Source organism: Vibrio ponticus, from assembly GCF_009938225.1.
Lineage (GTDB): Bacteria > Pseudomonadota > Gammaproteobacteria > Enterobacterales > Vibrionaceae > Vibrio > Vibrio ponticus.
On sequence record NZ_AP019658.1, the window covers coordinates 1,042,860 to 1,065,543 of the forward strand.

19 protein-coding genes, 1 tRNA gene and 1 pseudogene are annotated in these 22,684 nt (G+C 38.0%); 2 read left to right on the forward strand and 19 right to left on the reverse strand.

Features of this window, described 5'->3' with window-relative positions; genetic code table 11:
- Positions 1 to 457: 457 nt before the first annotated feature.
- On the reverse strand, positions 458 to 781 hold the full coding sequence (locus GZN30_RS18805; protein WP_075650250.1) for a helix-turn-helix transcriptional regulator: 324 nt from the start codon (positions 779 to 781) through the stop codon (positions 458 to 460).
- A gap of 598 nt (positions 782 to 1,379) precedes the next feature.
- On the opposite strand from GZN30_RS18805, the gene GZN30_RS18810 reads away from it, so the two are divergent.
- Positions 1,380 to 2,579: an Arm DNA-binding domain-containing protein gene (locus GZN30_RS18810; RefSeq protein ID WP_075647882.1), complete on the forward strand. Its 1,200-nt coding sequence runs from the start codon at positions 1,380 to 1,382 to the stop codon at positions 2,577 to 2,579.
- Between the two features lie 154 nt (positions 2,580 to 2,733).
- Here GZN30_RS18810 and GZN30_RS18815 read toward each other — a convergent pair whose 3' ends face one another.
- Positions 2,734 to 2,979, reverse strand: coding sequence for a hypothetical protein (locus GZN30_RS18815; RefSeq protein ID WP_075647881.1), 246 nt, complete (start codon positions 2,977 to 2,979; stop codon positions 2,734 to 2,736).
- Between the two features lie 81 nt (positions 2,980 to 3,060).
- On the opposite strand from GZN30_RS18815, the gene GZN30_RS18820 reads away from it, so the two are divergent.
- Positions 3,061 to 4,595 (forward strand): IS3 family transposase gene (locus tag GZN30_RS18820; protein ID WP_408646770.1). Its coding sequence is split into 2 segments (ribosomal slippage): positions 3,061 to 3,514 and positions 3,514 to 4,595, totalling 1,536 coding nucleotides; the frame shifts between segments, so codons are not numbered across the junction.
- A gap of 3 nt (positions 4,596 to 4,598) precedes the next feature.
- Here the strand turns inward: GZN30_RS18820 and GZN30_RS18825 are convergent.
- The 17 genes and pseudogenes from GZN30_RS18825 to GZN30_RS18905 all read right to left on the reverse strand — a co-directional run bounded on the left by GZN30_RS18825 (position 4,599) and on the right by GZN30_RS18905 (position 22,446).
- Positions 4,599 to 4,889: a hypothetical protein gene (locus GZN30_RS18825; RefSeq protein ID WP_075650998.1), complete on the reverse strand. Its 291-nt coding sequence runs from the start codon at positions 4,887 to 4,889 to the stop codon at positions 4,599 to 4,601.
- Positions 4,879 to 5,121, reverse strand: a complete 243-nt coding sequence (locus tag GZN30_RS18830) for an ABC-three component system middle component 6 (RefSeq protein ID WP_075650996.1) — start codon at positions 5,119 to 5,121, stop codon at positions 4,879 to 4,881. Before GZN30_RS18830 ends, GZN30_RS18825 begins: the two co-directional genes overlap by 11 nt.
- Positions 5,121 to 6,086 (reverse strand): SMEK domain-containing protein, encoded by a 966-nt coding sequence (locus GZN30_RS18835; RefSeq protein ID WP_075650994.1) that lies wholly within the window; start codon positions 6,084 to 6,086, stop codon positions 5,121 to 5,123. Before GZN30_RS18835 ends, GZN30_RS18830 begins: the two co-directional genes overlap by 1 nt.
- 120 nt (positions 6,087 to 6,206) lie before the next feature.
- Positions 6,207 to 7,094 carry an HNH endonuclease gene (locus GZN30_RS18840; RefSeq protein ID WP_075650992.1) on the reverse strand — a complete coding sequence of 296 codons (888 nt, stop codon included), beginning with the start codon at positions 7,092 to 7,094 and terminating at the stop codon, positions 6,207 to 6,209.
- Positions 7,091 to 8,779 (reverse strand): AAA family ATPase, encoded by a 1,689-nt coding sequence (locus tag GZN30_RS18845; protein ID WP_075650990.1) that lies wholly within the window; start codon positions 8,777 to 8,779, stop codon positions 7,091 to 7,093. Before GZN30_RS18845 ends, GZN30_RS18840 begins: the two co-directional genes overlap by 4 nt.
- Before the next feature lie 380 nt (positions 8,780 to 9,159).
- Positions 9,160 to 9,234: transfer RNA gene (locus GZN30_RS18855), tRNA-Gly, on the reverse strand.
- A gap of 114 nt (positions 9,235 to 9,348) precedes the next feature.
- Positions 9,349 to 9,462, reverse strand: a pseudogene (locus GZN30_RS21400) (LysR family transcriptional regulator); the annotation flags it as partial.
- A gap of 4 nt (positions 9,463 to 9,466) precedes the next feature.
- A complete protein-coding gene (locus GZN30_RS18860) occupies positions 9,467 to 10,885 on the reverse strand; it encodes an oligosaccharide flippase family protein (RefSeq protein WP_075650988.1) in 1,419 nt (472 codons plus the stop codon).
- Positions 10,886 to 10,904: 19 nt separating this feature from the next.
- Positions 10,905 to 11,783 carry a glycosyltransferase family 2 protein gene (locus GZN30_RS18865; protein WP_075650986.1) on the reverse strand — a complete coding sequence of 293 codons (879 nt, stop codon included), beginning with the start codon at positions 11,781 to 11,783 and terminating at the stop codon, positions 10,905 to 10,907.
- Positions 11,784 to 11,811: 28 nt separating this feature from the next.
- A complete protein-coding gene (locus GZN30_RS18870; RefSeq protein ID WP_075650985.1) occupies positions 11,812 to 12,930 on the reverse strand; it encodes a glycosyltransferase family 4 protein in 1,119 nt (372 codons plus the stop codon).
- Between the two features lie 17 nt (positions 12,931 to 12,947).
- Positions 12,948 to 13,973, reverse strand: a complete 1,026-nt coding sequence (locus GZN30_RS18875) for an NAD-dependent epimerase/dehydratase family protein (protein ID WP_075650984.1) — start codon at positions 13,971 to 13,973, stop codon at positions 12,948 to 12,950.
- A 14-nt stretch (positions 13,974 to 13,987) separates the two neighbouring features.
- Positions 13,988 to 15,268 (reverse strand): Vi polysaccharide biosynthesis UDP-N-acetylglucosamine C-6 dehydrogenase TviB, encoded by a 1,281-nt coding sequence (gene tviB / locus GZN30_RS18880; RefSeq protein ID WP_075650983.1) that lies wholly within the window; start codon positions 15,266 to 15,268, stop codon positions 13,988 to 13,990.
- Positions 15,269 to 15,378: 110 nt separating this feature from the next.
- A complete protein-coding gene (locus GZN30_RS18885) occupies positions 15,379 to 16,689 on the reverse strand; it encodes an O-antigen ligase family protein (protein ID WP_075650982.1) in 1,311 nt (436 codons plus the stop codon).
- Complete coding sequence (locus tag GZN30_RS18890; RefSeq protein ID WP_075650981.1) at positions 16,689 to 17,816, reverse strand: glycosyltransferase; 1,128 nt, start codon at positions 17,814 to 17,816, stop codon at positions 16,689 to 16,691. Before GZN30_RS18890 ends, GZN30_RS18885 begins: the two co-directional genes overlap by 1 nt.
- 585 nt (positions 17,817 to 18,401) lie before the next feature.
- The gene (locus GZN30_RS18895) at positions 18,402 to 20,624 is read right to left on the reverse strand and encodes a GumC family protein (protein ID WP_075650980.1); all 2,223 of its coding nucleotides are present in this window, start codon (positions 20,622 to 20,624) and stop codon (positions 18,402 to 18,404) included.
- 35 nt (positions 20,625 to 20,659) lie between these two features.
- Positions 20,660 to 21,190 carry a polysaccharide biosynthesis/export family protein gene (locus tag GZN30_RS18900; protein ID WP_083627196.1) on the reverse strand — a complete coding sequence of 177 codons (531 nt, stop codon included), beginning with the start codon at positions 21,188 to 21,190 and terminating at the stop codon, positions 20,660 to 20,662.
- 23 nt (positions 21,191 to 21,213) lie between these two features.
- Positions 21,214 to 22,446, reverse strand: a complete 1,233-nt coding sequence (locus GZN30_RS18905) for an outer membrane beta-barrel protein (protein WP_075650978.1) — start codon at positions 22,444 to 22,446, stop codon at positions 21,214 to 21,216.
- Positions 22,447 to 22,684: the final 238 nt, after the last annotated feature.

A 22,684-nucleotide genomic window follows, 5' to 3' on the forward strand; every position in this document is an offset into this window, starting at 1 on the left:
TATCAGTGGAAATGAATATTTTTAGAATAGATCTAGTCGTTACTAAGCCATAAAACTTAGATACACAAAAACACGCCGCTAAGCGCTTTTTTCAGTAACTTGGAATTGGTAAACTATAGAAGAGATTTGGAGCGTACTGCGGGAATCGAACTCTTAGTATAGAAAATATTACTCATTGAATTGTATTGAAATTCAGACGGTTAACAAATCACACATCAAATGAAAGAAGCCTTCTATAGCCTAATCTAGCCTGAAAACTTACTAAATTCTTACCGAGTAATCACCGTTTTGAGCGAGTAAAACTAAACTGATCGTAACTCTTTAAGCATGTTTGTGCATCATCCGAATCTCGTATTCCTATATGTGGCGAACATATTAAGTGCTCACAAAACACAACAGATACATCATATGGTACGTTATCAAAATCTCGTAACCCTATATGTAGTCAACATACTATTCAGCCTTTTTGCCTCGCTTTAAGATCGTCGATAACCTGCGTTATCAATTCTTTGTGATTAATCGACAACTCAGAAAAACTTTTAACAGCTTGAGCTAGTTGAGGATCAGACTCATAGAAATACGAGAGCGGTGTGCAGGTTAGTTGAGATAAACTCACCATAAACTCATAGGAAGGAAAATGCCTGCCTTTTTCGTAATGGTTGATTCGACTCGAAGCACGACTTTTATCTAGCCCCAACATCTCCCCCAAATCGGCTTGAGTTAACCCAAGACGCATACGAACTTCCTTGATTCTAACCGCAACTATCGATGCCTCTGACATCCTTGCCAACCTTAGTCATTTATTTCTTGTTTATTTTTAAACCAGATTAACAGATTTACTTAGGAATACGAGATTTAGTATCGCATGGTCTGAGACAACTCAGCACCAATGCCGTGCCTTTCAACCATTTATCTGTAAAACATGCAAGCAAACTCACAAAGCGTGACTTAGATCACACTTTGTGCAAATCATATTTACGTGAGAACAATGTTCTTATTACTAAAAATTCATTTCAACTTAAAAGTAATAATCATAAAGTAAATACCATTAGTTCTTTTAATATCCACACTTACACGAGCCATTTAATATATCTAATAAAAAAAGTAGTCTAAATAAATAATAATTCAACCATAAAAATGTGACCTACATATATTTGTTGCACAAAAACAAATTAATCCTAACTTTAACATGTACGTTAAAACTTATAAGCGAAGCATTATGTGGGTAAAGTCAAATATCATATATAGAGAAATGGGAATATCATTAAATGCCTTAAACAAGAAACGCTATCGAAGTATATGGATCGAAGGTGTTCATTGGACTAAAGCTAAAGACAACGTGATCTACTACGAGATTGACGAAATTCAACGGTGGATTTATGAGAACAAATAAGTACCCAGGTGTTTACGCCAACACATCATCAATAAGTATGGTTTTCAATTACTTCGGTACACAAGTCAAGAAAACTTATAAAATAATCCCAAGTAAAAGAAACCTTTTATACGTATACAACGAAAAGTTAAAAATACTTGAACTCATAGAGAAAGGTGAATTCGACCTTGAAGAGTTCCGATCTGAAAATAAGAAATCAGGTGCTAAGTCGAAAGCCAGATCATACACATTTGAAGATATGTATCACGAGTTTGTATTAGCGTATGGCTCCGAAAGATCGCCTACCACTATGGATGGCTACAGGAGAATTGCAAATAAAATTGCAATTTCTGTTGGCAATAAACCAATGGATTACATTTCACCAAGTGAACTGCGTAAATTACTAAAAAGCGATTATAAAAATAGGAATGTGAAATCAATTTCCGAAATGATAAATGTATGGCGACGGGCGCATGAAATGCTAAGCCAACATCTTAAGGTAACAAGATATCAAACGTCAGAGTTCACTGGTTTAAAGTGGGAAGCGAAAAAACCAGATCCTTATATTCAGGAAGAAGTTCTCGTCATTTTCGAAAATCTGGATAAATTTACTCTTACTCCATTAGCCCTTGCATTATCAATTGCTACAGGGTTAAGACCTTGTGAGGTAGCCGCTCTTGCTCTAGAAGATATCGATATGTCAGCAAATCCGCCTACTCTAACTGTGAAAAGATCACTCACAGTTCGTGGAGGCTATAAGCTTCCCAAGTCCGAGACTTCTTACAGAACCATTGAGTTATCTCAATTTGCCGTAAATGTTATAGAAGCAATATTACCACTCGTTCACCACAAGAAAGAGGTGATTCATGTAATGCAAAAAGACTACCAAACCTTAATACCTGAAGAGATTACATTTCTATTCAGATCAATAAAAGGGGGAAGATTTAAGAGCACAAGCCACTTCACAAGACGTATAGCTGTGTCATTTGAGAATGAGCTTAAATGTCTCAACATCAAATACAAACCACTACGCTTTGGTCGCCAGAGCTTCGCTACGTTTTGTTTAGAAATGGGCGCGACTTTCATGAGCGTAGCAAAAGAACTAGGTCATCGAGATCAAAGGGTCTTGGAGGATCACTACAGTTCTGCAAAACATGCGGAACCTACGCATAAGATTCTAAATCGACGGTTTTATGGAACCAAATAGCAAACTTTTTTAAACTTAAAATAGACGTTACCAATTGAAATTTTTGATTTTATTCTAATCACAGTATTGATATGCCTCTATCGTGAAAAAAAACCCAACAAAAAGCTCAAAGCCTATATGTTGGGTTTTAGTTACTGTATATATCCTAAAGGTCTTAGCAATCAACACATTCTACTGGATTTACAATGTCTTCAATTGCATCCTCAAGGTTTGCATTTTTTAAGTAGAAGTAAAATGTAGAATCAATAATCTTAAGCATTCGAGTATTAGAGTCATATGCTAATACTGGTGGAGTAATGCCTTTTGCACTCTGCAATTCTGCAAGTTTCTTAAGAGCACTAGTTAAATGAGAACCTCTCAAATCATTACTTCGGTGGTGATTAGGCTTAATTTTTTGCATTAAAGTATCTTTGCTTACCCCCTCTGGCAGGATTGTTGTCACTGTTAAAATTTAACCAGTTTGGGTGGTAATGAGTGAGTTTTGAATCGCATTCCAACAGAAAGAAAAGAAGCCATATTGAAGAAGCTACTACCTCCTTATTCAATGTCTGTAAGCCAAGTAGCAAAAGAGGAAGGTATTAGCCCAGCAACCCTGTATCATTGGCGGCAGCAACTTAGACGTTCAGGAGCCGCTGTGCCAAATAGTAATACTTCATCAGAGCAGTGGTCTGCTCAAACTAAACTCGCCATTGTCGCTGAAACCTACTCGATGACGGAGAATGAACTCAGTCAGTATTGTCGCGAGAAAGGCTTGTTCCCTGAACAAGTGCAAGATTGGCGAAGTGAGTGTATGCAAGGGTTTATGTCTGTTAAAGAGCGTGAGGCTGAAGCCAAGAAACAAGCTAAAGCTGACAAGCTTGAAATTAAAGAGCTGAAAAAAGAGTTACGCTTTAAAGAAAAAGCGTTAGCTGAAACCGCAGCACTCTTGGTTCTGCGAAAAAAGCTGAGAGCCTTTTACGGGGAAGAGCCAGAGGAAGATTAACCTCAACCGATGAAAGGCACTACTTGGTCACTCTTATCCACGACGCTCAGCAAAGTGGTTGCCGATTGGAGTACGCTTGCCATGAGGTTCAAATCGACTTGAGGACGTATCGACGCTGGTATCAGCAAGGTGAAATAAGGGCAGACAAAAGACCGACATGCACCAGACCTGCGCCTGCTAACAAACTCTCACAGCAAGAACGTGATGCGATTATCGAGGTGTGCAACCGCCCTGAATACGCGAGTTTACCACCAACTCAAATTGTTCCGACGTTGCTTGATAATGGTGAGTATATCGCTTCGGAGTCGAGCTACTATCGGGTTTTGAAAGCGGAAGGTCAACTTCATCCCCGAGGTCGTCAGCGAAGTCGACAAAGGCAGGCTAAGCCAACAAGTTATACGGCAACAGGTCCCAATCAAGTGTACACATGGGACATTACTTACTTGCCATCTAGGGTTCGCGGTCAGCACTATTATCTCTACGTGATTGAAGATATTTATAGCCGAAAAATCGTTGGTTACGATGTTTATGAATGTGAATGCGGTGAGTTAGCATCACAGTTATTACAGCGGACGCTGATGCGCGAGCAGTGCTTTAATCAGTCACTGGTACTTCACTCGGACAATGGTGCGCCAATGAAGTCACTGACGTTCAGAGCGAAAATGGATGAGCTTGGTATTACTTCATCATACAGTCGCCCGAGAGTCAGTGATGATAACCCGTATGTTGAGTCGCTGTTCCGCACAGTGAAGTACATGCCTAGCTGGCCAACAAAAGGCTTTGAACAACTCGATGCAAGTCGTAGTTGGGTTGAGGCGTTCGTGCGTTGGTACAACACCGAGCACAAGCACAGTAAGTTAAATTACGTTACGCCATCAGAGCGTCACAGTGGTAAAGATAGCGAGATTTTAAGGCGTCGTTCTGATGTATTGTCGATAGCAAGAAAACGACACCCTGCGCGTTGGTCAGGCAAAATTAGGAACTGTGAACCCGTTGGTGAGGTTCATCTAAATCCAGAAAGAGAAGCCGCTTAATAACTAAGCGAATGATGACAACAACCTTGAAAAACGCCGCCTTCCATCAATCTCCACATCCAAAAATATTGGATAGCTTGTATAAACAATGTCTTTCGGCAAGTATTTTAGCCTAGATTTATCTACATCTTTTAAGAGACAGAAATTTATAAACTCTATAGCGATTGACTTACCAACGCCATTTCTTTTTTCAGAACCACTACTTCTTTCTCCTATAATCAGGTTAAAACCATTTTCAAAAAGTATTGGGTCGAAGAAAGAATCATCTGAAGAATAGAGTTTCTTAATTATCATTTACAACCTCAATATATGGTTCTTTAAATTCTATAGTAGATATCGAATACAGGAAGACAAGGGCATGAACAATTCTATTCTGCCCATAATTTGGATGAACCTTTTGAATCCTATTAAACAACTTAAATATTGTCATTCTACCATTATTTTCAACTAGAATTGATAAAATACTTGCTCCGATAATTGGTAGGGAAAATTCGATTGCTTCTGAAGTTTCAATCAATCTATACATTACTCTTCTCCTCTCAATATCGGGAAGACATTACATTCAGTTAAGTGTTTTAATACAAAAAACTTTATCGCAGTTTCATTATATTCAATGCATTGCGTTTGAAATATATGCTCTATGTGTGCAATTAAATCCTTTAATGCTTGCATTGCGTCAAAATCATATTTTAATAGCAACTCTGTACTCATATCCTTCAAGTACAAAGATACTTTGGAATTTTTCACACCATCATACGAGTCGTTACTTTCGACTTCAGCAAGTATGGGCAAATACTCTTGACAAAGATTAAAATATTGATTGTCAACAATAATTGCTTTATCTTTAAATCTCTTTGATATTTTCTTTCTTGGATCGATATCTGTATTTGAGTCAAACTTAGATTTTGCTTCGCTTTCACTTATCAAAGTAACTAAATTGATGATTGTGGCTACTTCATTTGAGACGGATAGCGTTTCACTTGGCAAAATAATGTTATTTTTCAACAACTCAAGTATTTCTTTTTGCAATACAGGATCTAAACCTTGAACTTTTGATAGTATGTCTTTTTTATCAAGTATGTGAACGCCTTTATCAAAGTTAAAGTCATTTCTAGTTATGGGTTCAACTTGATAACTGCGCTGCTTTGACGTTAGTATATATATAAAAAGCTGTCTATATTCTTTGTCTAACTCTTTATCTAAGAAATTAGACAAGCAATTTTTTATTTTTGATATTCTTTTGTTTGAAGTTACTTGAACAGAAATTCTATTATCTTGATCATATAAGTCAATTACATCGGAGTTTTGCTTTATAAGGTTCGCATTCTCAAGTTTGTACCCGTATACTAAATTCATTAACCGAGCACATAAATTTTCGCTTATGACTGAGGCATCATTCAAATTTATAGAGGATAACGTCTCTATATACTCTGACAGTACGCCAAGATACATTGAAATAGACTTAATATACTTTTCTTCAACTAATATCATTTAAATACTTCTAATTATTCTTATGCTAACATCTAATATAATACAAGTAGCTTACTAACACATAACATTTTTATAAATCATTAATGATATTCACCAATGATTTATACGTGTTGTATTTAATTATAAAACCATCTCTCTTTGCTTTACTTTTTGCTTTTTCATTGGTAATTCATCTTCAAGGAATAAGCTATTCAAATAATCTACCAACTCCTGATTTTTGAGAATCCCAATGTATAGTGAGGTTTCCCAGTTTTTGTTTCTCTCATCCAATATTCTTTCGTTTATCCTAGTTTGAAGAACCTCTGAAATATCAAAATCATTTTCTTTTAGTAAATTCTTCCAATGTCTTATTCTTCTATAGCTATATTTTTCAATTCTCTCTTTTATTTTGAGGTTCTCAAAGTGCATTTTCAGCCTAAACTCACCATCTTTATCGATATCATCACTCAAAAAAAATCTTGGCTTTACACTTATAACATTGCTATCTTTTTTATATTCAACATCAATATGAAATCCGACTTTAGATAATATGTCACTGTATAAAGGACTAATAAATATTGCCATACCTCTTTCGTGACAATAGTAACTATCCCCTTTGATAGGAGCACACTCTTTACATTGTGGGACAAGGTTATTCTGGAAAATAGAAAATTCTGGCCAATCGCTTTTTGGGACATAATGGTCTAGTGTACTAGGGGCTGTCGGTTTGCCACAAAATGGGCACTCATTAAGACCATGATCTATGCGTCTCTCTTGTATGAGCTTTTTTAATTTCGTTGGTGGGTGATTATAAAAATCTTTTAAGACATCAGAAGCTGCTAAAAATTTTGACTCCTTGACTTTGTTTTTATGGTTAATAACTATCTTATCATAGTTCTTATATACCACCTTAAGATCATCTTCTATTTTTTTTAACTCATTAACTTTAGCCTTTTTAGAGGACGTTGCTTTAACCAACCATTCTTCGTTCTTTTTACCATCGACTTTGAGCTGTTCTAAATATCTCATTTGTTTCTCTCAAACTCAATTTCATTATTACAAAATGATGATGAGTTAATATAAACTAATGCCTCATCTCCAACATCTTTAGAAATACTGCTTATGACTTTATTCAATTTGGTTTCGTTTGAAATCAATGCATCTATTTCATGTTGAAATGGTTTTATCGTGTCAAAATCATCAAATGCTTCGCCAATAATTACCTCTAAAGACTCCCCATAGGTTTGTATTTCAGGGGTACTAACACTTGTATACCCATCATTTTTCTTGAGTATTAGAATGCCATCTTTCGCTACTTCACGAGCTATAATGGCTGAATGCGTTGCTATTATAGCTGACGAATTCGTCTCACCAAGCAAACGTTTAAGCATGTTTATCAACCCGACCTCTAGTGTCGGATGTAAATAAAGTTCTGGTTCATCTATTATAATTAAGCTTTCATCTTCGATTTCAGAAACCAACGATGGAATCATGTACGAAAAAATTTCCTGTCCTGAACTTAAAGGAATTGGATGCCCATTTTTTAGAAAAAATAATCCTTCTTGTTCATCAATGTCCTCTTTGTACTTGTCAAACTCTTTATAAGAATCATCTTCAACGAGTTGAAACTTATTATTTGATTTTAGCTTAACCGCAATATCATCAAACTCCATACTTAAGGAAAGAGTAGATTTCAATATTTTTAATCGTGTATTATCCGTCCACCAATTTTCTTCTTTATCATATTTCATGATTGACTTCAAAGCATTAACACTAAATACTCTAGGCCAAGTTAAGCTAAATTCATTATTGTCATTTTTGAATCCAATGTATGCATACTTATTTATTTGACTACTTCTTTGCGCTTTGTATTCTTTGTTTTTTCTATTATTTTTGTTTTTCTTCTTATTTTTCTTAGTATCAAGCAAATCAAGAATCTGTTCTTTTGTATAAAAACTTTCAAATGGCGAGTACGCTGCAACAATCAACTTATGAAAAAATGGCCAAGCATTTTTGTTTGATGTTATTCCGAGCATTACCTCTGATAACCTCTTCAAAATATGACTTTTACCAGTCCCATTTTCACCAATCAATAAGCTTATATTGGTCTTAGCAATGCGTTTTGATACGTCAAATTTAAATTCGATCGGGTCTATCGATGCTGCGGGTGGGTCAAGAATTAAACTAAATGCTTCTTTTCTTTCATACGTGCCAATTGCAACATTATAACCTTTCATTATTAAGGAATTAGCCGTTTCTCCATCTCGGAAGATAGTTGCACTAAATCCCTCATAAGATTCATAGGATTCACGCTCTCCAAACAGATAGCTTGCGTCGTGGAGCATTTCAAGTAAGTTGGTAATATCTTTTTTATTATTTTCAAGCACCGCTCTGATTTTTTGGTAGTAACTTTTACTTGCCCCTATAGAGACAGCTTGCAAGCTACCAATTATTGCCGTTACATCCGTGATTTTGCCTGTAACGTCCAGACCTTTATCGAACAAATATTTAGCTGTATTCGTCTCCCCATTTATCAATAGCTTAAGTGATTCGATTTTCGTTTTGCATTCGTCCGATACGTGATAGAGATTAAAGGTTACGATGTAGCCAAAATCATCCCAAGGATTAATATGGCTTGTACCGATATGGTCTTGTATAAGATGAAATCCATCGTAATCATTTATGCCAAGAGTCTTTGAGATGTAAATTTTCATTAGATATGCATTGCGCTGTAATATTATATAACTTGATATTCTACAGCACGCTTATATTCATGCACATCAACAAGTTGCACTTTTTTGATCTAAACATCGTAATACTTACGTGTTAGTTTTGTGGTCGATGCCAGAAGTTAAGCTGCCAAAAGTATAGTTGTAGGTCGGGGAGGATCATCAGCTACCCTATTTCACATAAAGAATCGGAAAAGCTTACAGACACTTCATGGAGATTGAATGAGCTACGACGGTTACAGAGAAATGAAGAGGAGTTGGTTTTGATAAGAAACATAACTGACGTAAGAAACTACTTTGATTACTATAATCTTACTGCTAGTGAAGAAAATTTTGGTAAATGCCTGAAGCAAGAGGAGAAAATTTGGAGCGTACTGCGGGAATCGAACCCGCATCATCAGCTTGGAAGGCTGAGGTAATAGCCATTATACGAAGTACGCTTTATCGTGAAGGCGTAGTTAATATGCCACATATGACTGAAAAGAAAAGCATTTTTTCATCAAAAACCAACCGTTCGGTCATTATGCAACCACTTGGTTGTGTTTTCGTCCATTTTAGAGCTTTAAGCGCGGCTGGATAGCGTCGATAATGACGGATATGCGTCCTGCTGCGCTAGAACTACGATAGTAGACCGCATTAATCAACTCCCTGCCAGTACCCTGCAATCTAGAACTAAAGACTTATTATTTTCTTGAACTTAGCCTTGTCTACCATGCCTAAGAGATATAAACACGATAAGCACAGTGTATAGCTGAACACGCCAATTACGATCAGTAAATATAGGTTTTCGTACTCAAGCCAGTATCTTGAGTAAGCTAATGCCGACAGCATAATGATCGCTGATAGAATCAACCCGATCGTCTCCTTGATCACATTGAGCGTTGTTACACCAAGTAATTTACTCGTCTCACTATCTTGCTTATATAGTAATGGTATCAGGGATAAAAATAGCGCGATAAGTAACCCATAGATTTGCAAAGCAGGCACTAAGAAAACACTGCCTATAATTGCTATGACGGATGACAGAATCGTTGCCCACATTATTTTATGCGTTTGTTGCTTAATAACTAATAATGGAGGAACGAATAACTGCAAAGATAAAACGAGGTAGTAGAAACACAGCAGCATAGTGATGACCGAAGCTTCTGCCCACTCACTACCAAAAAACTGGGTTAGTAGTGGTAGCGAAATTGCTGCCATACCAAGATATGCCGGAGCCAAAACGAGAATACCGATGTGGTTTATCGAAACGAATACGTCTCGCAGCAAAAAATCACTATTCGCTGACGCTCTAAGCTTTCCTATCGCCCAAGTCGTCAATCCATAGCCAATCATCGTTCTTGGCACATCAACCAGCTTCATCGCCAAAGCAAATACGCCAGATGAGTAAGGACCGAGTAGAACGCCGAGCAGGATTAGCGCACCTCGATTTTTAAAGCTACCGTCTATCACCGACAGTCCCGAAGGGATGCCTTCTCTAAACAAAGCAACAAAAATCCCTGTTTCTTTTCGACTAAACCGAGTAAAAACCTTACTCAATGAAAAGAGCTGCGAACGTGTCGCCATAATCACAAGTTGTACCGAAATATCGACAAGGCTTTGTACTAATATCGCCAACTTAACCTTTCCCATATAAGCAAGTGCTATCCCTGCGACGACGCCTAATAGCTTTCCCAACACAGAACGTAATGCGATGGTTTTATATTCCTGATTCCGCAAAAGTTCAGCTAACAGCACTTTGGATATCGATGAGATCGGCACATGACAAATGCAGACGAGCACGAGCAACCAGTATTCGTCACCCCAATATGAGATCAATGCAAAATATAGTAGAGCGACCGTTACAACCGAGATTAGAAGCCAGCCTTTAATGCTGGCATACATTGCACTGGCAAAATCAAGATTAGTTGCAACCAACGGATTTTGCTGCATATTGTTTTGAATTGCTGTCACTAACAACGTTGTTGCAAGAAACATTGAAGCAATACCAAAGCCTTCCGGTCCTAAAAGGATCGCATACCAAAATGCCACAAGCATCGAAAGGGCTGCTAAACCAACTTTTTCAAACAGTACCCAAAGAAGTCCTTTCATTTAGTTGCTTAACCTTGTATTAAGTTTGAACTATTTTGTTTTTGACAATTTGCAGTAAAACTCGAGATGTAATCGCAACTCCAACTTTTTTCAGTGAAAAGTTAATCCACTGCCACACCGCTTGCTTTGTACCTAAATCACCAAGTATTTGAGTAGCAATTCGCCTTAAGTAGTTTTCCTCTCCCAGCCAATGGCGCTGTTTGTTGGCAGCGGTGAAACGATGTTCCATTTGAGCAATGCTAAGATACTTTTTTTGGTTAGTCTTACTGATGTGATTACCCGTTCGATAAAGAAACAGTGGCTCGCTATTAAAGTAGAAATTTCCTCTCTGACTCAAACGCGCAAACAACTCCCAATCTTCGCCAGATGGGACTTCTTCATCAAAGCGCACATTGAGCGCAACGCTCCGCTTGATGATCAAACCCGATGTTCCACAATAACTATTACCTTTTTTAAGTACCTCTTGACTCACACACCCTGTTGCAGGCGTATTTTTACGCTTTCGTCCATCCATAAAAACATAAGAGCACAACGTCGCTTCTAGGTTTGGATTATGAATAAAGTCCTTCGCTGCTGCCAACAAGCGATTGGGTAAAAAAGCATCGTCATCATCAAGAAAAGCAATAAACTCACACTCACTCGAGATCATATCTATTCCTAAATTTCTCGAATGACTCGCGCCATGCCCTTGGTCTTTAGTGATAATAGTGATTGGCAGATGACTAAACTCACTCAGCAGTGTTTGAACATCAAAATCCGAATTATCGTCAACAACCACGATCTCATACGCTGGCAACTGCTGGTCTTCTAAGCTTTTTACCGCGTTTAGCAAGAAATCAGGTCGATTGTAGCTAGTGATAACAACACCAAACTTAATGTCGTTGATTGCATGATTCATCTGGCTATCTCCAAAGGTTATTCATGTTTCAAATCGCCAACTGATAAAACTTGTCGGCTGTGCTTTTCCATGAGTATTTCTGTTTAGCCAATTGCTCTAAACTATCCCCAAGCTCTTCACAAAACTGTTGATCTGTACAGACGCGTTGCAAGTTTTGCTTTAGTAGCTCTAAGTTATCCTTTTCAAATAACGCATGCTCCAACTCCACCACGTCTCGGTTTTCCTCAATGTCCGCAGTAATTATCGCCTTACCGTTCGCCATCGCCGACAGTAAGCTGTTTGACATACCTTCGATAACTGACGGTAGAATAAACGCCCGACAATATTTCATAAGAGGTGCCAATTCTGCAGAACTGACATGACCGATAAAAATGACCTTATCACTCTGGTAGCTTTTTAATGTTGCTTCATACTCTTCACTTTGACAGTTGCCTCCTGCAATTATCAACGGCAACCTTTCCGCATTAGAAAGTGTCGAGTGAGCTTCAAGTAAAAGATGGAGACGTTTCACTGGGTCCAAACGTGCAGCAAACAAAAGATACCCATTTTCAGAAACTTGGTACTGACTAAGTTGTGATACATCCGTGCCTGATATGGCATTACAACCATTGGGAATGAAGTGCCCATCTCTTCTTCTTGTTTCAAAAGCAGTGACTATCTTCTTGCTATTAGCGGTAAAATGGGTCGAGAACTTCCACGCACAATACTCACCCAACTGCAAGATGCCCCTACTTACGCGTCCCCATTTATCACGTTCACTGTCCATACCTCGAATACTGGTCACGACCTTGATACCGAAGATGCGAAGGAATGGCGTGAAAATACATGGTCCTGATGCAAATAACAGCACTGTGGTCGGTCGCAATGAGAATATTGCGTGGAAAACGCAAGCTAGAATGTAGCCGTGCTGACCGAGTTTTTCATATATTAAGCGCTTTATTTCGGTCGAATATAAATTTTCCCCTGGCTCAAATACCTCGTCAGACTCACCTTCTACACCATAAACGTGAACTCTCAAATTTTCCCGTTTCGACAACTCCTTGGCGATCTCTCTCGTTGCATTTTCCACACCGCCATAACTAGAGAACAGTCCTCGCCCACCAATAAATGCAATTTTATGATCACGCATATTACCTACCTTGCTCATTTGCGTTCTTTTATGTTTCAAGCCGACAAGAACTTAATGTACCAAGGCATCGCTTGGCTAATACCAGCAGAAATATGGTACTCAGGCTGGTAGCCCAGTAATTCGCGCGCTTTACTAATATCGGCTTGTGAATGACGTACATCACCCGCTCTGAAGTCTCGATACTTCGGCTCGCCTTTTATCGAGATACCACTATCGCTTAACGCATCGTTGATAGCCTGATAGAGCTGATTTAGCGATGTTCTATCACCGACTGCCACGTTATAGACCTGATTTTTGGCATCTTCACTGGCTGTTGCGGCAAGGATATTCATCTGCACTGTATTTTCGATAAAACAAAAGTCACGACTCGTTTCACCGTCACCATTAATATGAACCTGTTCGCCCTCAATCATTGCTGCGGTCCACTTTGGAATGACGGCTGCATAAGCGCCATTTGGATCTTGCCGCTTACCAAATACATTAAAATAACGAAGTCCAATTGATTTAAAACCGTAGCTACGTGCAAATACATCTGCGTAGACTTCATTTACATACTTGGTCACGGCATAAGGCGACAACGGCTTGCCAATGTTTTCTTCTACTTTCGGTAATGCAGGATGATCACCATAAGTTGAACTGCTGGCTGCATACGTGAAACTCTTTACATTAGCTTCTTTAGCAGCGTTAAGCATGTTTAAAAAACCGGAGACATTTGCAGCATTGGTTTTGATTGGGTTAGCTAACGAGCGAGGAACAGAGCCTAGCGCTGCTTGATGCAATACATAGTCAACCCCTTCCACTACTTTTTCACATGCTGAATAATCAGTAATATCACCCTCGACAAAAGTGAAATTGTTCCACTGCTTCGATGACACCAAGCTCTTTACTTCATCAAGATTATGTTGATGACCGGTTTCAAAATTGTCCAGACCGACTACTCGTTGATCCAGTTTCAACAAAGCTTCCAGCAAATTAGAGCCAATAAAACCCGCTACGCCAGTAACCAACCAAACTTTTGGATCTGCTATTAACGCTTGCTGAACTTGAATAAATTTACTCATTTCTTACTCTCCAATTAAAGTCTGATATCTACTTCTTGTTTAGGTAGTACATATTTCAGGTCATAAACGACATGGTTTGATTTACCTAACGAGCGAATAGCACTTACGCCTAATTGTTTAAATTCTTCATGGGCAACCGCGATGATGACACCATCATAATGACTAGGTTCTAGCTTTGGCTTAAGCGCAATACCGTATTCTTCGAGCGCTTGTTGTGGCTCACACCAAGGGTCATAAACGTCAACGTTAATATTGTATTCGGCGAGCTCTTCGATAATGTCTGTCACCTTGGTGTTACGTAAGTCAGGGCAGTTTTCTTTGAAGGTTAACCCCATAACTAAAATATTCGCGCTTTCAACCTGGATGCGCTTTTTAATCATCTGTTTCACCAATTCAGAAACCACATGTTTGCCCATGCAGTCATTGAGTCGACGTCCTGCCAAGATCATTTCTGGGTGATAACCAACCGATTGCGCTTTATGAGTAAGGTAGTAAGGATCGACCCCGATACAGTGCCCCCCCACTAAACCTGGTCGGAATGGTAAGAAATTCCATTTTGTACCTGCGGCTTCAAGCACCTCAAGGGTATCAATGCCTAGCTTGTTGAAGATAATCGACAATTCATTGATCAAGGCGATATTCACATCACGCTGTGTGTTTTCAATTACCTTAGCGGCTTCTGCTACTCGAATCGAAGAAGCTTTATGGGTACCCGCTTCAATAATGGAAGCATATAAACGGTCAATAAATTCAGCGACTTCTTCATTAGAACCGCTTGTCACTTTAAGGATATTTGTGACCCGATGCTCCTTGTCGCCGGGATTGATACGTTCAGGCGAATAACCGGCAAAAAAGTCCTGGTTGAATACTAACCCCGATACTCTTTCTACGATTGGAATACAGTTTTCCTCAGTTGCACCCGGGAAGACGGTAGACTCGTAAACGATAATGTCATTGCTTGACACAATGGTGCCCAAGGCTTCAGATGCCTTAATAAGTGGCGTAAGGTCTGGCTGCTTATGCTCATCGATTGGTGTCGGTACAGTGACAATGTAAAAATTGCATGACTTTAGATCATTGAGCTCAGAGGAATATTGTAAGTATGTCGCCGCGACCAGTTCATTGTCACTACATTCTAATGTGCTATCATGCCCTCTTCTGAGTTCATCAATTCGGTGTTGGTTAATATCAAACCCCACCGTGTCGTATTTTTTGCCGAACTCTACGGCAAGTGGTAACCCAACATATCCTAGCCCGATAATCCCTATCTTTACGTTGTTAATTTCAAATGACATTTTCCGTCCCTTAATACATCATTAAATATTAGCAATAGCCGTCCCTAGCGAAGAAACACCAGTAAATATAACCATCTATTTAATTTGGAATTTAACTATTTAACAGGCTATTAAAGTTTAAAACTCTCTTTGTTGACCAAAGATTTTTTATTCAAATCAACCAAAGCAATTATTATTGAAAGAAATATAACTCCTTCAATTTGCCACAATGGCATTGTAGCTAAATTCAAGATAACAAAAGCAACAACCGAACCGAGTAAAAATACTTTTGCTAACCAATCAAAGCCATATAATGCCCTCATGATAATCATTATAAAAAACAAAATAAGGAGTATTACTCCAACTATCCCTAGCTCGTAAAAAAATGAGACAAATGTATTATGTGCATATTTTTCAAAAAAACCTTTCCATGAATCCATCCCGTGCCCGAACAATATTTGTAGCGTGGTTCCATTTAATGCTTCATGAATGTATGAAGACCAAAAATAAATTCGACCTGAGAAATATTTTCTTTCGTCACTATCATAAAGTTCAGGAAATACCGTCAGACCAGCAGAGTCATTTATAGCTTGCGGAATTTCCTGAAATCTCTCCATGACAGCGGAACTATCAACGTTAACTAGTACGCCAAGAGCAACTACGGCAAACAACGTAACTATTAGTTTATTCTTTAACTGGCTACGAAAATAGAGAAGTGTTGCAATCGTCATGTACATCCCAACACAAGCTAATATCGAGGTTCTATAATTTATTAGAGCGAGTAATAGCACTAACGTGAACATACTTCCAAGCACTAATTTTATGCGCCTCTCGAACACCCCAATCATTACATAAACAAACACACCACTAAAAATAATTACCGAAAAAACAGCCTCATGATTGAACCCACCGACATAGCTAACTGAACCATCATTTTCTGTGGCTTTTGATATTCCTAATACGACCGACGCTATCATTAGAATGATAGGGTAAAGGTAAGCAAAGCCAATCGACCGAAGCACTTTACTCACACCATCCTTGCTCAAAGCATCGTAAATTAAACTTACCAACAACAACAGCATTAACCACTTAACTATCGAGGCAACACTTTGGACATAGTGAGTATTTATTATTGCTGCTAGTACCATTGATACAAGGATCATAGAGATAATAAAAAAACAATAGTTTCTATTTATCTGAACATCATTAGAAATGATAAATAAAAGCAAAAATGACACAACAAAGATTGAGTAAAGTGAAACAATTGAAAATGGACCAATAATCTGAGGGTATGCAAACTCATGAAATGATGCGAGAACAAACCTAAAGAATACCACCCAAAACACTAATCTTGTCGATTTACTGCACGAATATGTCCACATCCATTTATGAGCAAAAATGGCGATCGTGATAAGAATTAGTGGCTTTAAAATATCTAACATTAGTGAAAACCAGGCACATAGTTTCGAACTATCGTGTTAAACTCGGTATAAAATTTGTCTTCACTGTAATGTTCTGCTCTCTGTTCACTTAGCATGCACAGTTCACGATACAAACCTTGATTATCATTGACTTCATCAAGTGCTTTGGTCAGCGCTACTTTATCTTTCGCGTTGTAAACTAGACCATATTTAGCCGTTTCAAATTCACCATGCTTAGGTAAACGACTAGGTTGTAGAATGTCTACTGGACCATCGGTTAAAGAGGATATTACTGGTTTACATAAAGACATTGCCTCAACCATAGCGTTTGGAAACCCCTCAAAGTGGGAACTTAGAACAAAAGAGTGAGCGCTTCCCATGTAAGGATAAGGGTTAGATACAAAACCTAAAAACTTCACTCTGTCTCCAATACCCGCATCTTTCGCATGCTGCTTCAAGAACTCAAGTTCTTCTCCATCACCAAGAATGACAAGTTCACGTGACAACTTTGACTTGGAAAAAGCTGTAATTAAATCATCAAACCCCTTAAGCTTTACTAATCGACCTATTGCTAATATATAGCCTGGCTCCAAGCCTTCAATGGCACTGTATTTTGCTTTATTTCGGATATCAACCAAGTTGTAAGAGTTATTTAAAATACTTATTTTATCAGGTGCTATACCATAATCATTTTTAAGGCAGTCACCTACACCTTTAGATACACAAATAGTCGTGTCACCACCACTGAAAACAAACTTAATAATCATCTTTTTCAGTGAAAACAATTTCCCCCTTAAACGTGCATTGGTATTACCTCGTTCACTGAGTAAACTCTTGTAGCTAAATAGCTTAGCGCCAATTATGTTGCACCAGTTTGATCGAAACAGGAAACTCACCACAAAATCTGGTTGAATTTTTTTAATTAACTCAATATATCGGTATGTTTGACCTATGACACCAAATTTATTTCCTAGCCTATGAATAGTGATCGACTCTGGAAGGCTATATAGTTCTTCTTTTTCATCTAGAATGATTACTTCCATGTCATATTGTCTTTTTTGGTCAGAATCAATCATTTTCATTAGTTTAGAGAACACTTTCTCAGCCCCACCTCCGGACAATGAATTGATTACAAAGATCCCTTTCATAAAAATACAACCTTACTTATTCACACAAGTATTTACTTAACAACCACGAGGCAAGGAAGCAAACCATCAACTAGAGAAAATTCAAACCTCACTTACATATTGAGCATTGACTGCTCACTAGAATTGCTGCCTTTCAATGTTGACGGACTTACTTATAAACAACTAAAAATAACTATGCCACAGCAACAAAAAAATTAAAGGCATTTAAACACCATTCCATTCTTCGTCTCTATTTTGATACATTTACTTTCTATAGATTTAGTTGCATTCATTATCCGACATTCTAAACATTAAGATTACGCCAAACTAAACCTCAATGATTATTGTGAGCTGGCAACTATCTTATATTTTGGAAAAATCCAACTTTTGAAACAGTTGTGCATTATTACCTTAAAGTTCGATAAACAGAATACATATTCAATCCCATAAAGAACACACTATTAAAATAAACAACAAACTACTGTTAGATCGCAACCAGTTAGCTAGGGACAATTAACACCAAAAATAACCGATGTAATTAAATTTGATACTAGTGGGGTATAAACGCTGCTGTGTAGCATTTATAACCCACTGGCGTACCCACTCTTAAGTGTTAGTTTGACTCTGCAGAGAATACTCTGAATAAGTATGCTTGCCTTCTTTTCTTACGTGGACCTGATTAAGTATCACGCCATCAATGGGGATTCCATGTCGAGAAACTAAATTCATTGCATGTTTGTAGACTGATTTACTAGTACTACTCGCTTTCATTACAAGAAGAATACCTTTCGCAATCTTCCCAACAATAAACGCATCCTTCACTGGCAAAATGGGAGGAATATCGATAATTATTCTGTCATAAGACTGAGAGAGCTTTTCAATAAGCTCTTCAAATGCTCTGCTACTTAATATCTCCTGCGGCTTGGCTACCACCATTCCTGCGGTCAAAACATCGAGTTTACCATCTTCAAAGGATGAAATGCTTTCCTCAATAGAGCTGTTCATAAGTAATATGTTGGTTAACCCTTTATGACTACAAGATAAACCAAAACGATCCGCAACTGACGGTCTTCTAAGATCGGCGTCAATTAACAACACCCTTTCCAGCTTCGACATCGAGTGTGCAAGACTAATAGCGGTCGTTGTTTTGCCCTCTTCCGGTATTGAGGAGGACACAGCTAGCACTTTGCGATTCGTCCCACGTATAGCTAAATATATCGATGTTCGTATAGAATCTACAGATTCCTGGAAAATATTGAATTGACCACTTTTGAAAATCGAGACATCTAGCGGCGCGTTTCTATATTTTCTATCTCTGATCATTGGTATTGTACCCGTTGGCAACAAACCCAATTTGTTTTCAAAATCTCGGCTTGAATCAATACGGTTGTTAAACACATCCAGCGTGATAATTAGCCCGGCAGATAGCATTAAGCTTCCCAATAACCCCAACACGACTATCAAGCCTCGATTTGGCTTAAACGGCAACTCAGGCACCAGTGCATAGTCACTAAAGCGTGCATTAGTTGAACTAAAATCGCTTGTCGCAGATGTCTCTTTCTGGCGAGTTAAGAATAAGTCATAGAGTTTTGCATTAGAGTCGACCTCTCTTTTCAATGCGTCATATTCACGTTCAACAACGCTCAATGTTTGAAATTCCGCTTTCTTACTCATCAATTCATTTTTCAATAGGGATTCTTGCTCTCGAGCTGTAACAAGCTCCTTTCGAATACCTTCGATCAACTTCTCAACTAGCTTGTTAGCTCTTAACTGGATCGACGCAAGTTGAGCTTTAGCCTGAATCATCTTGTCATGCTTGGGACCATAGCGCTTCGATAGCTCACTGACTTGCTTTTCTGTGTCAGCTTCTGCATTCCGAATGTCTCTAATTTGCGGATGGTTTGAAATCAACGAAATCGAAGCAACTGATGATATATCCGTATTTTGGTTGCTTTTTAGCGCGTAGTATAAGGACTGCGCTTCTATTCGTTTACTTGTCGCGTTAGCCAATCTCTCGGTGAGATTGGAGAGCTCTGAACTTGTCAACGCGGAAATCCCACGATTATCGATTAATTCTTGCTGTTTCAAAAAGTCCAGCAAGGCTTGTTCAGAGGCATCTAATTGCTGTTTGAGTGAAGCGAGACGATCATTGATCCAGCCTGTTGCTTGCTCCGTCGCCATTAACTTAGAGTCTAAGTTATTTTCAATGTAAGCGAGACCAATTTCATTTGCTACCAAAGCCGCCAATTTAGGGTCACGGGACTCAAATGATATTTTAACTAACTGAGTTTTACGGATTGGTGTTATGGTCATACTTGCTTTAAAGCGCTTCAAAACGTTCTGATTCACTGTAAGCGCTGTTTCATCCCTATCAATCGTGTCTTGAGTCGATACGCGAGAAAAGTATGTCTCTACTAAGGGCATCATTTTAATTTGACTGACTAAACCCTTAATCAAACTTGAACCTGCCACATCTGTGCTAGAGATAAACTCTGGGTGACTTTCAAGTGCTAATTTTTCTATTACACGTTGCGCTACTTGATTTGATTTAAGTATTTCAAACTGAGTTAAGTAATATTCTTTAGCCGAAGTATCAATTCCTACGACTTCTTCAATCGAAATTGCATTTTTTTGTGAAGATTCGATAAGTAGGGTTGCAGTCGCTTTGTAAGTCGGCTTTATCGACATCGCAACAAAAATCGACGCAATCGTACAAAAAACTGAGAAGAGTAAGACAGATAACCAACGCTTTTTGACTAAATGAAAATAGTAGCCAATATCGATGATTTTTTCCTTTTCAACTTGTCCAGTTTGAAAATTATTAAGCATAATATTATCCGATATAATTTTGTTAAATTGATCGATTAGAAGAAACTTTGATCAACAACGATAATGTCTCCAGGAAGCACGCGCGTAGAAAGACTTACTGACTTCTTTGCGGCTTTATCTGCTTGTGAAATGCTGATTTTATTTCTTGAGGCTCTGTCAGTAAATCCACCAGCTAGCGCGATTGCCTTGTCTACGGTTAGACCTGGGTGATACTGATATCCTCCTGGTTTTTTTACTTCTCCGTTGACATAAATGGAGCGAAACTCAACGATGCTCACTCTCACTTTCGGCGATATAAGATAATCACCTTGTAATCCGGACGTTAATTCATTTTTTAATTGTTCGAGTGTTTTACCCACAACAATGACTTGACCTAAGTAAGGATATTCAAATTTACCACTATTATTTACATATAGTTCATCAATAGAAAGCTCATCCTCACCATACACAGAAATTTGAATTTTATCCCCTGCTCCAATGATATAAGTATCCTCGAAAGCACTGGCATAAAATGAACTTAAAATAATGCTCAAGGCAATTAAAAGCGTATAGACTAATTTATTCATCACTAACATCCGAATTGTTTACTTTAAAAAGCTAAGCTTGCAGATAGATACCACACATTTTGAGAGTATGTATTTGAATTGAGTGTGGAATCATTTTTTTCATACCTCCATCCCATAGAAATATCTGCATCCTCTGTTTCACTATATCCAATGGAAACATCTATATTATTAAGTTTGTCTTTTCTTTCTGACTCAGAATAATCTTCTTTACTCAAAGAAAATCCTACTCGAGTGTAAAAATAGCTGAGCCAAAAATGCTGCCATTGGGATGAGAAATTCATTCGGTCAAGGTATGTCGAATCTTGCGCTGAGTCCTCTGCTTCCATACCTGTCATAATTGATATGGTTGAATGTCCTGCCGGACGCCAATCCAAATCCCCTTTCCAGCTCAAACCACTAAAGTCTTTTCTTGCACTCGATTCATAATCTTTATTTTGCAGACCAAGACGTAATCTTCCTGTCGTTTTTCCAGTGACATCCCACTCCGCACCAAAGTAGTAGAAGCTATTAAAGCTATCTTGCGATTGATTGTTTTCCGGTTCAGCCAAGCTGTAGTTTTTATCAAATAGCTCTAGTTGGGCAATTAACTGCGTACTATGTGATAAACGATAGTAAAACGCCAAACTCCCCCCTAATTGTTCAAAATCTTTATACCGTGTGCTATAGCGGGCTAAATCATCGTTATTAATTTCTCGGTAGTTAATGTGCTCTTTGCGTAAATACTTTAACCCAGATTCAATCTTCCCTTTAGCACCCTTGGAGCCAAAACTGTATCCAAAATCAACATTGTGAATGGTATAACGAACAGGTTCTGTAGCGATTTTTGATAATTCATCTCCAGCTAATAACCCCGTACCACGTTCTTCATGACCTTTGGTTAGCTCATAATTAAGCTGGAAACTATTACGTGGATTTATCTGTATTGTATTATGACTGATAACAAAGTGATCTAAAAAACTGTCATCCATGCTATTGAAATAGCTACCTGACGATAGCCGATAGGCTAATTCATATCGATTGCCATTTCTATTGGATAAAAACACCACACCAGGCTTAAGAATAGACACCGTCGACGATTCTAGCGATTCACTCTCAGACAAACGACCTACATTATCAATATGCTCAATTTTTGTCTCTATAATTGGTATAATATGAATTCCAGAATCAGTAATATATCCAGCAGAATTACTAGAGACACTAGCAAATGATGTCAGTGAACCTGACAACCACAAAATGCATTTGCTCACTCTTTTCATACTGTTCGATTCCTTTCTAAACCATTTATGCTGTGCCAAAATACGTTTTTTTGTCTTAGCAAATCTAATGCTGAAAATTAAACTGTTTTATAAATAGGTTCAAGCAAAGAAGGAATCAAAAGTTTATTATTCATTGTTAATCTCAGGTGTAAGACTAATCTACAACTCTCACTATTTACGCGGCATACTTCACATTTAACTTACAATAATTATTAAATGTCATCATTAATGAACATGG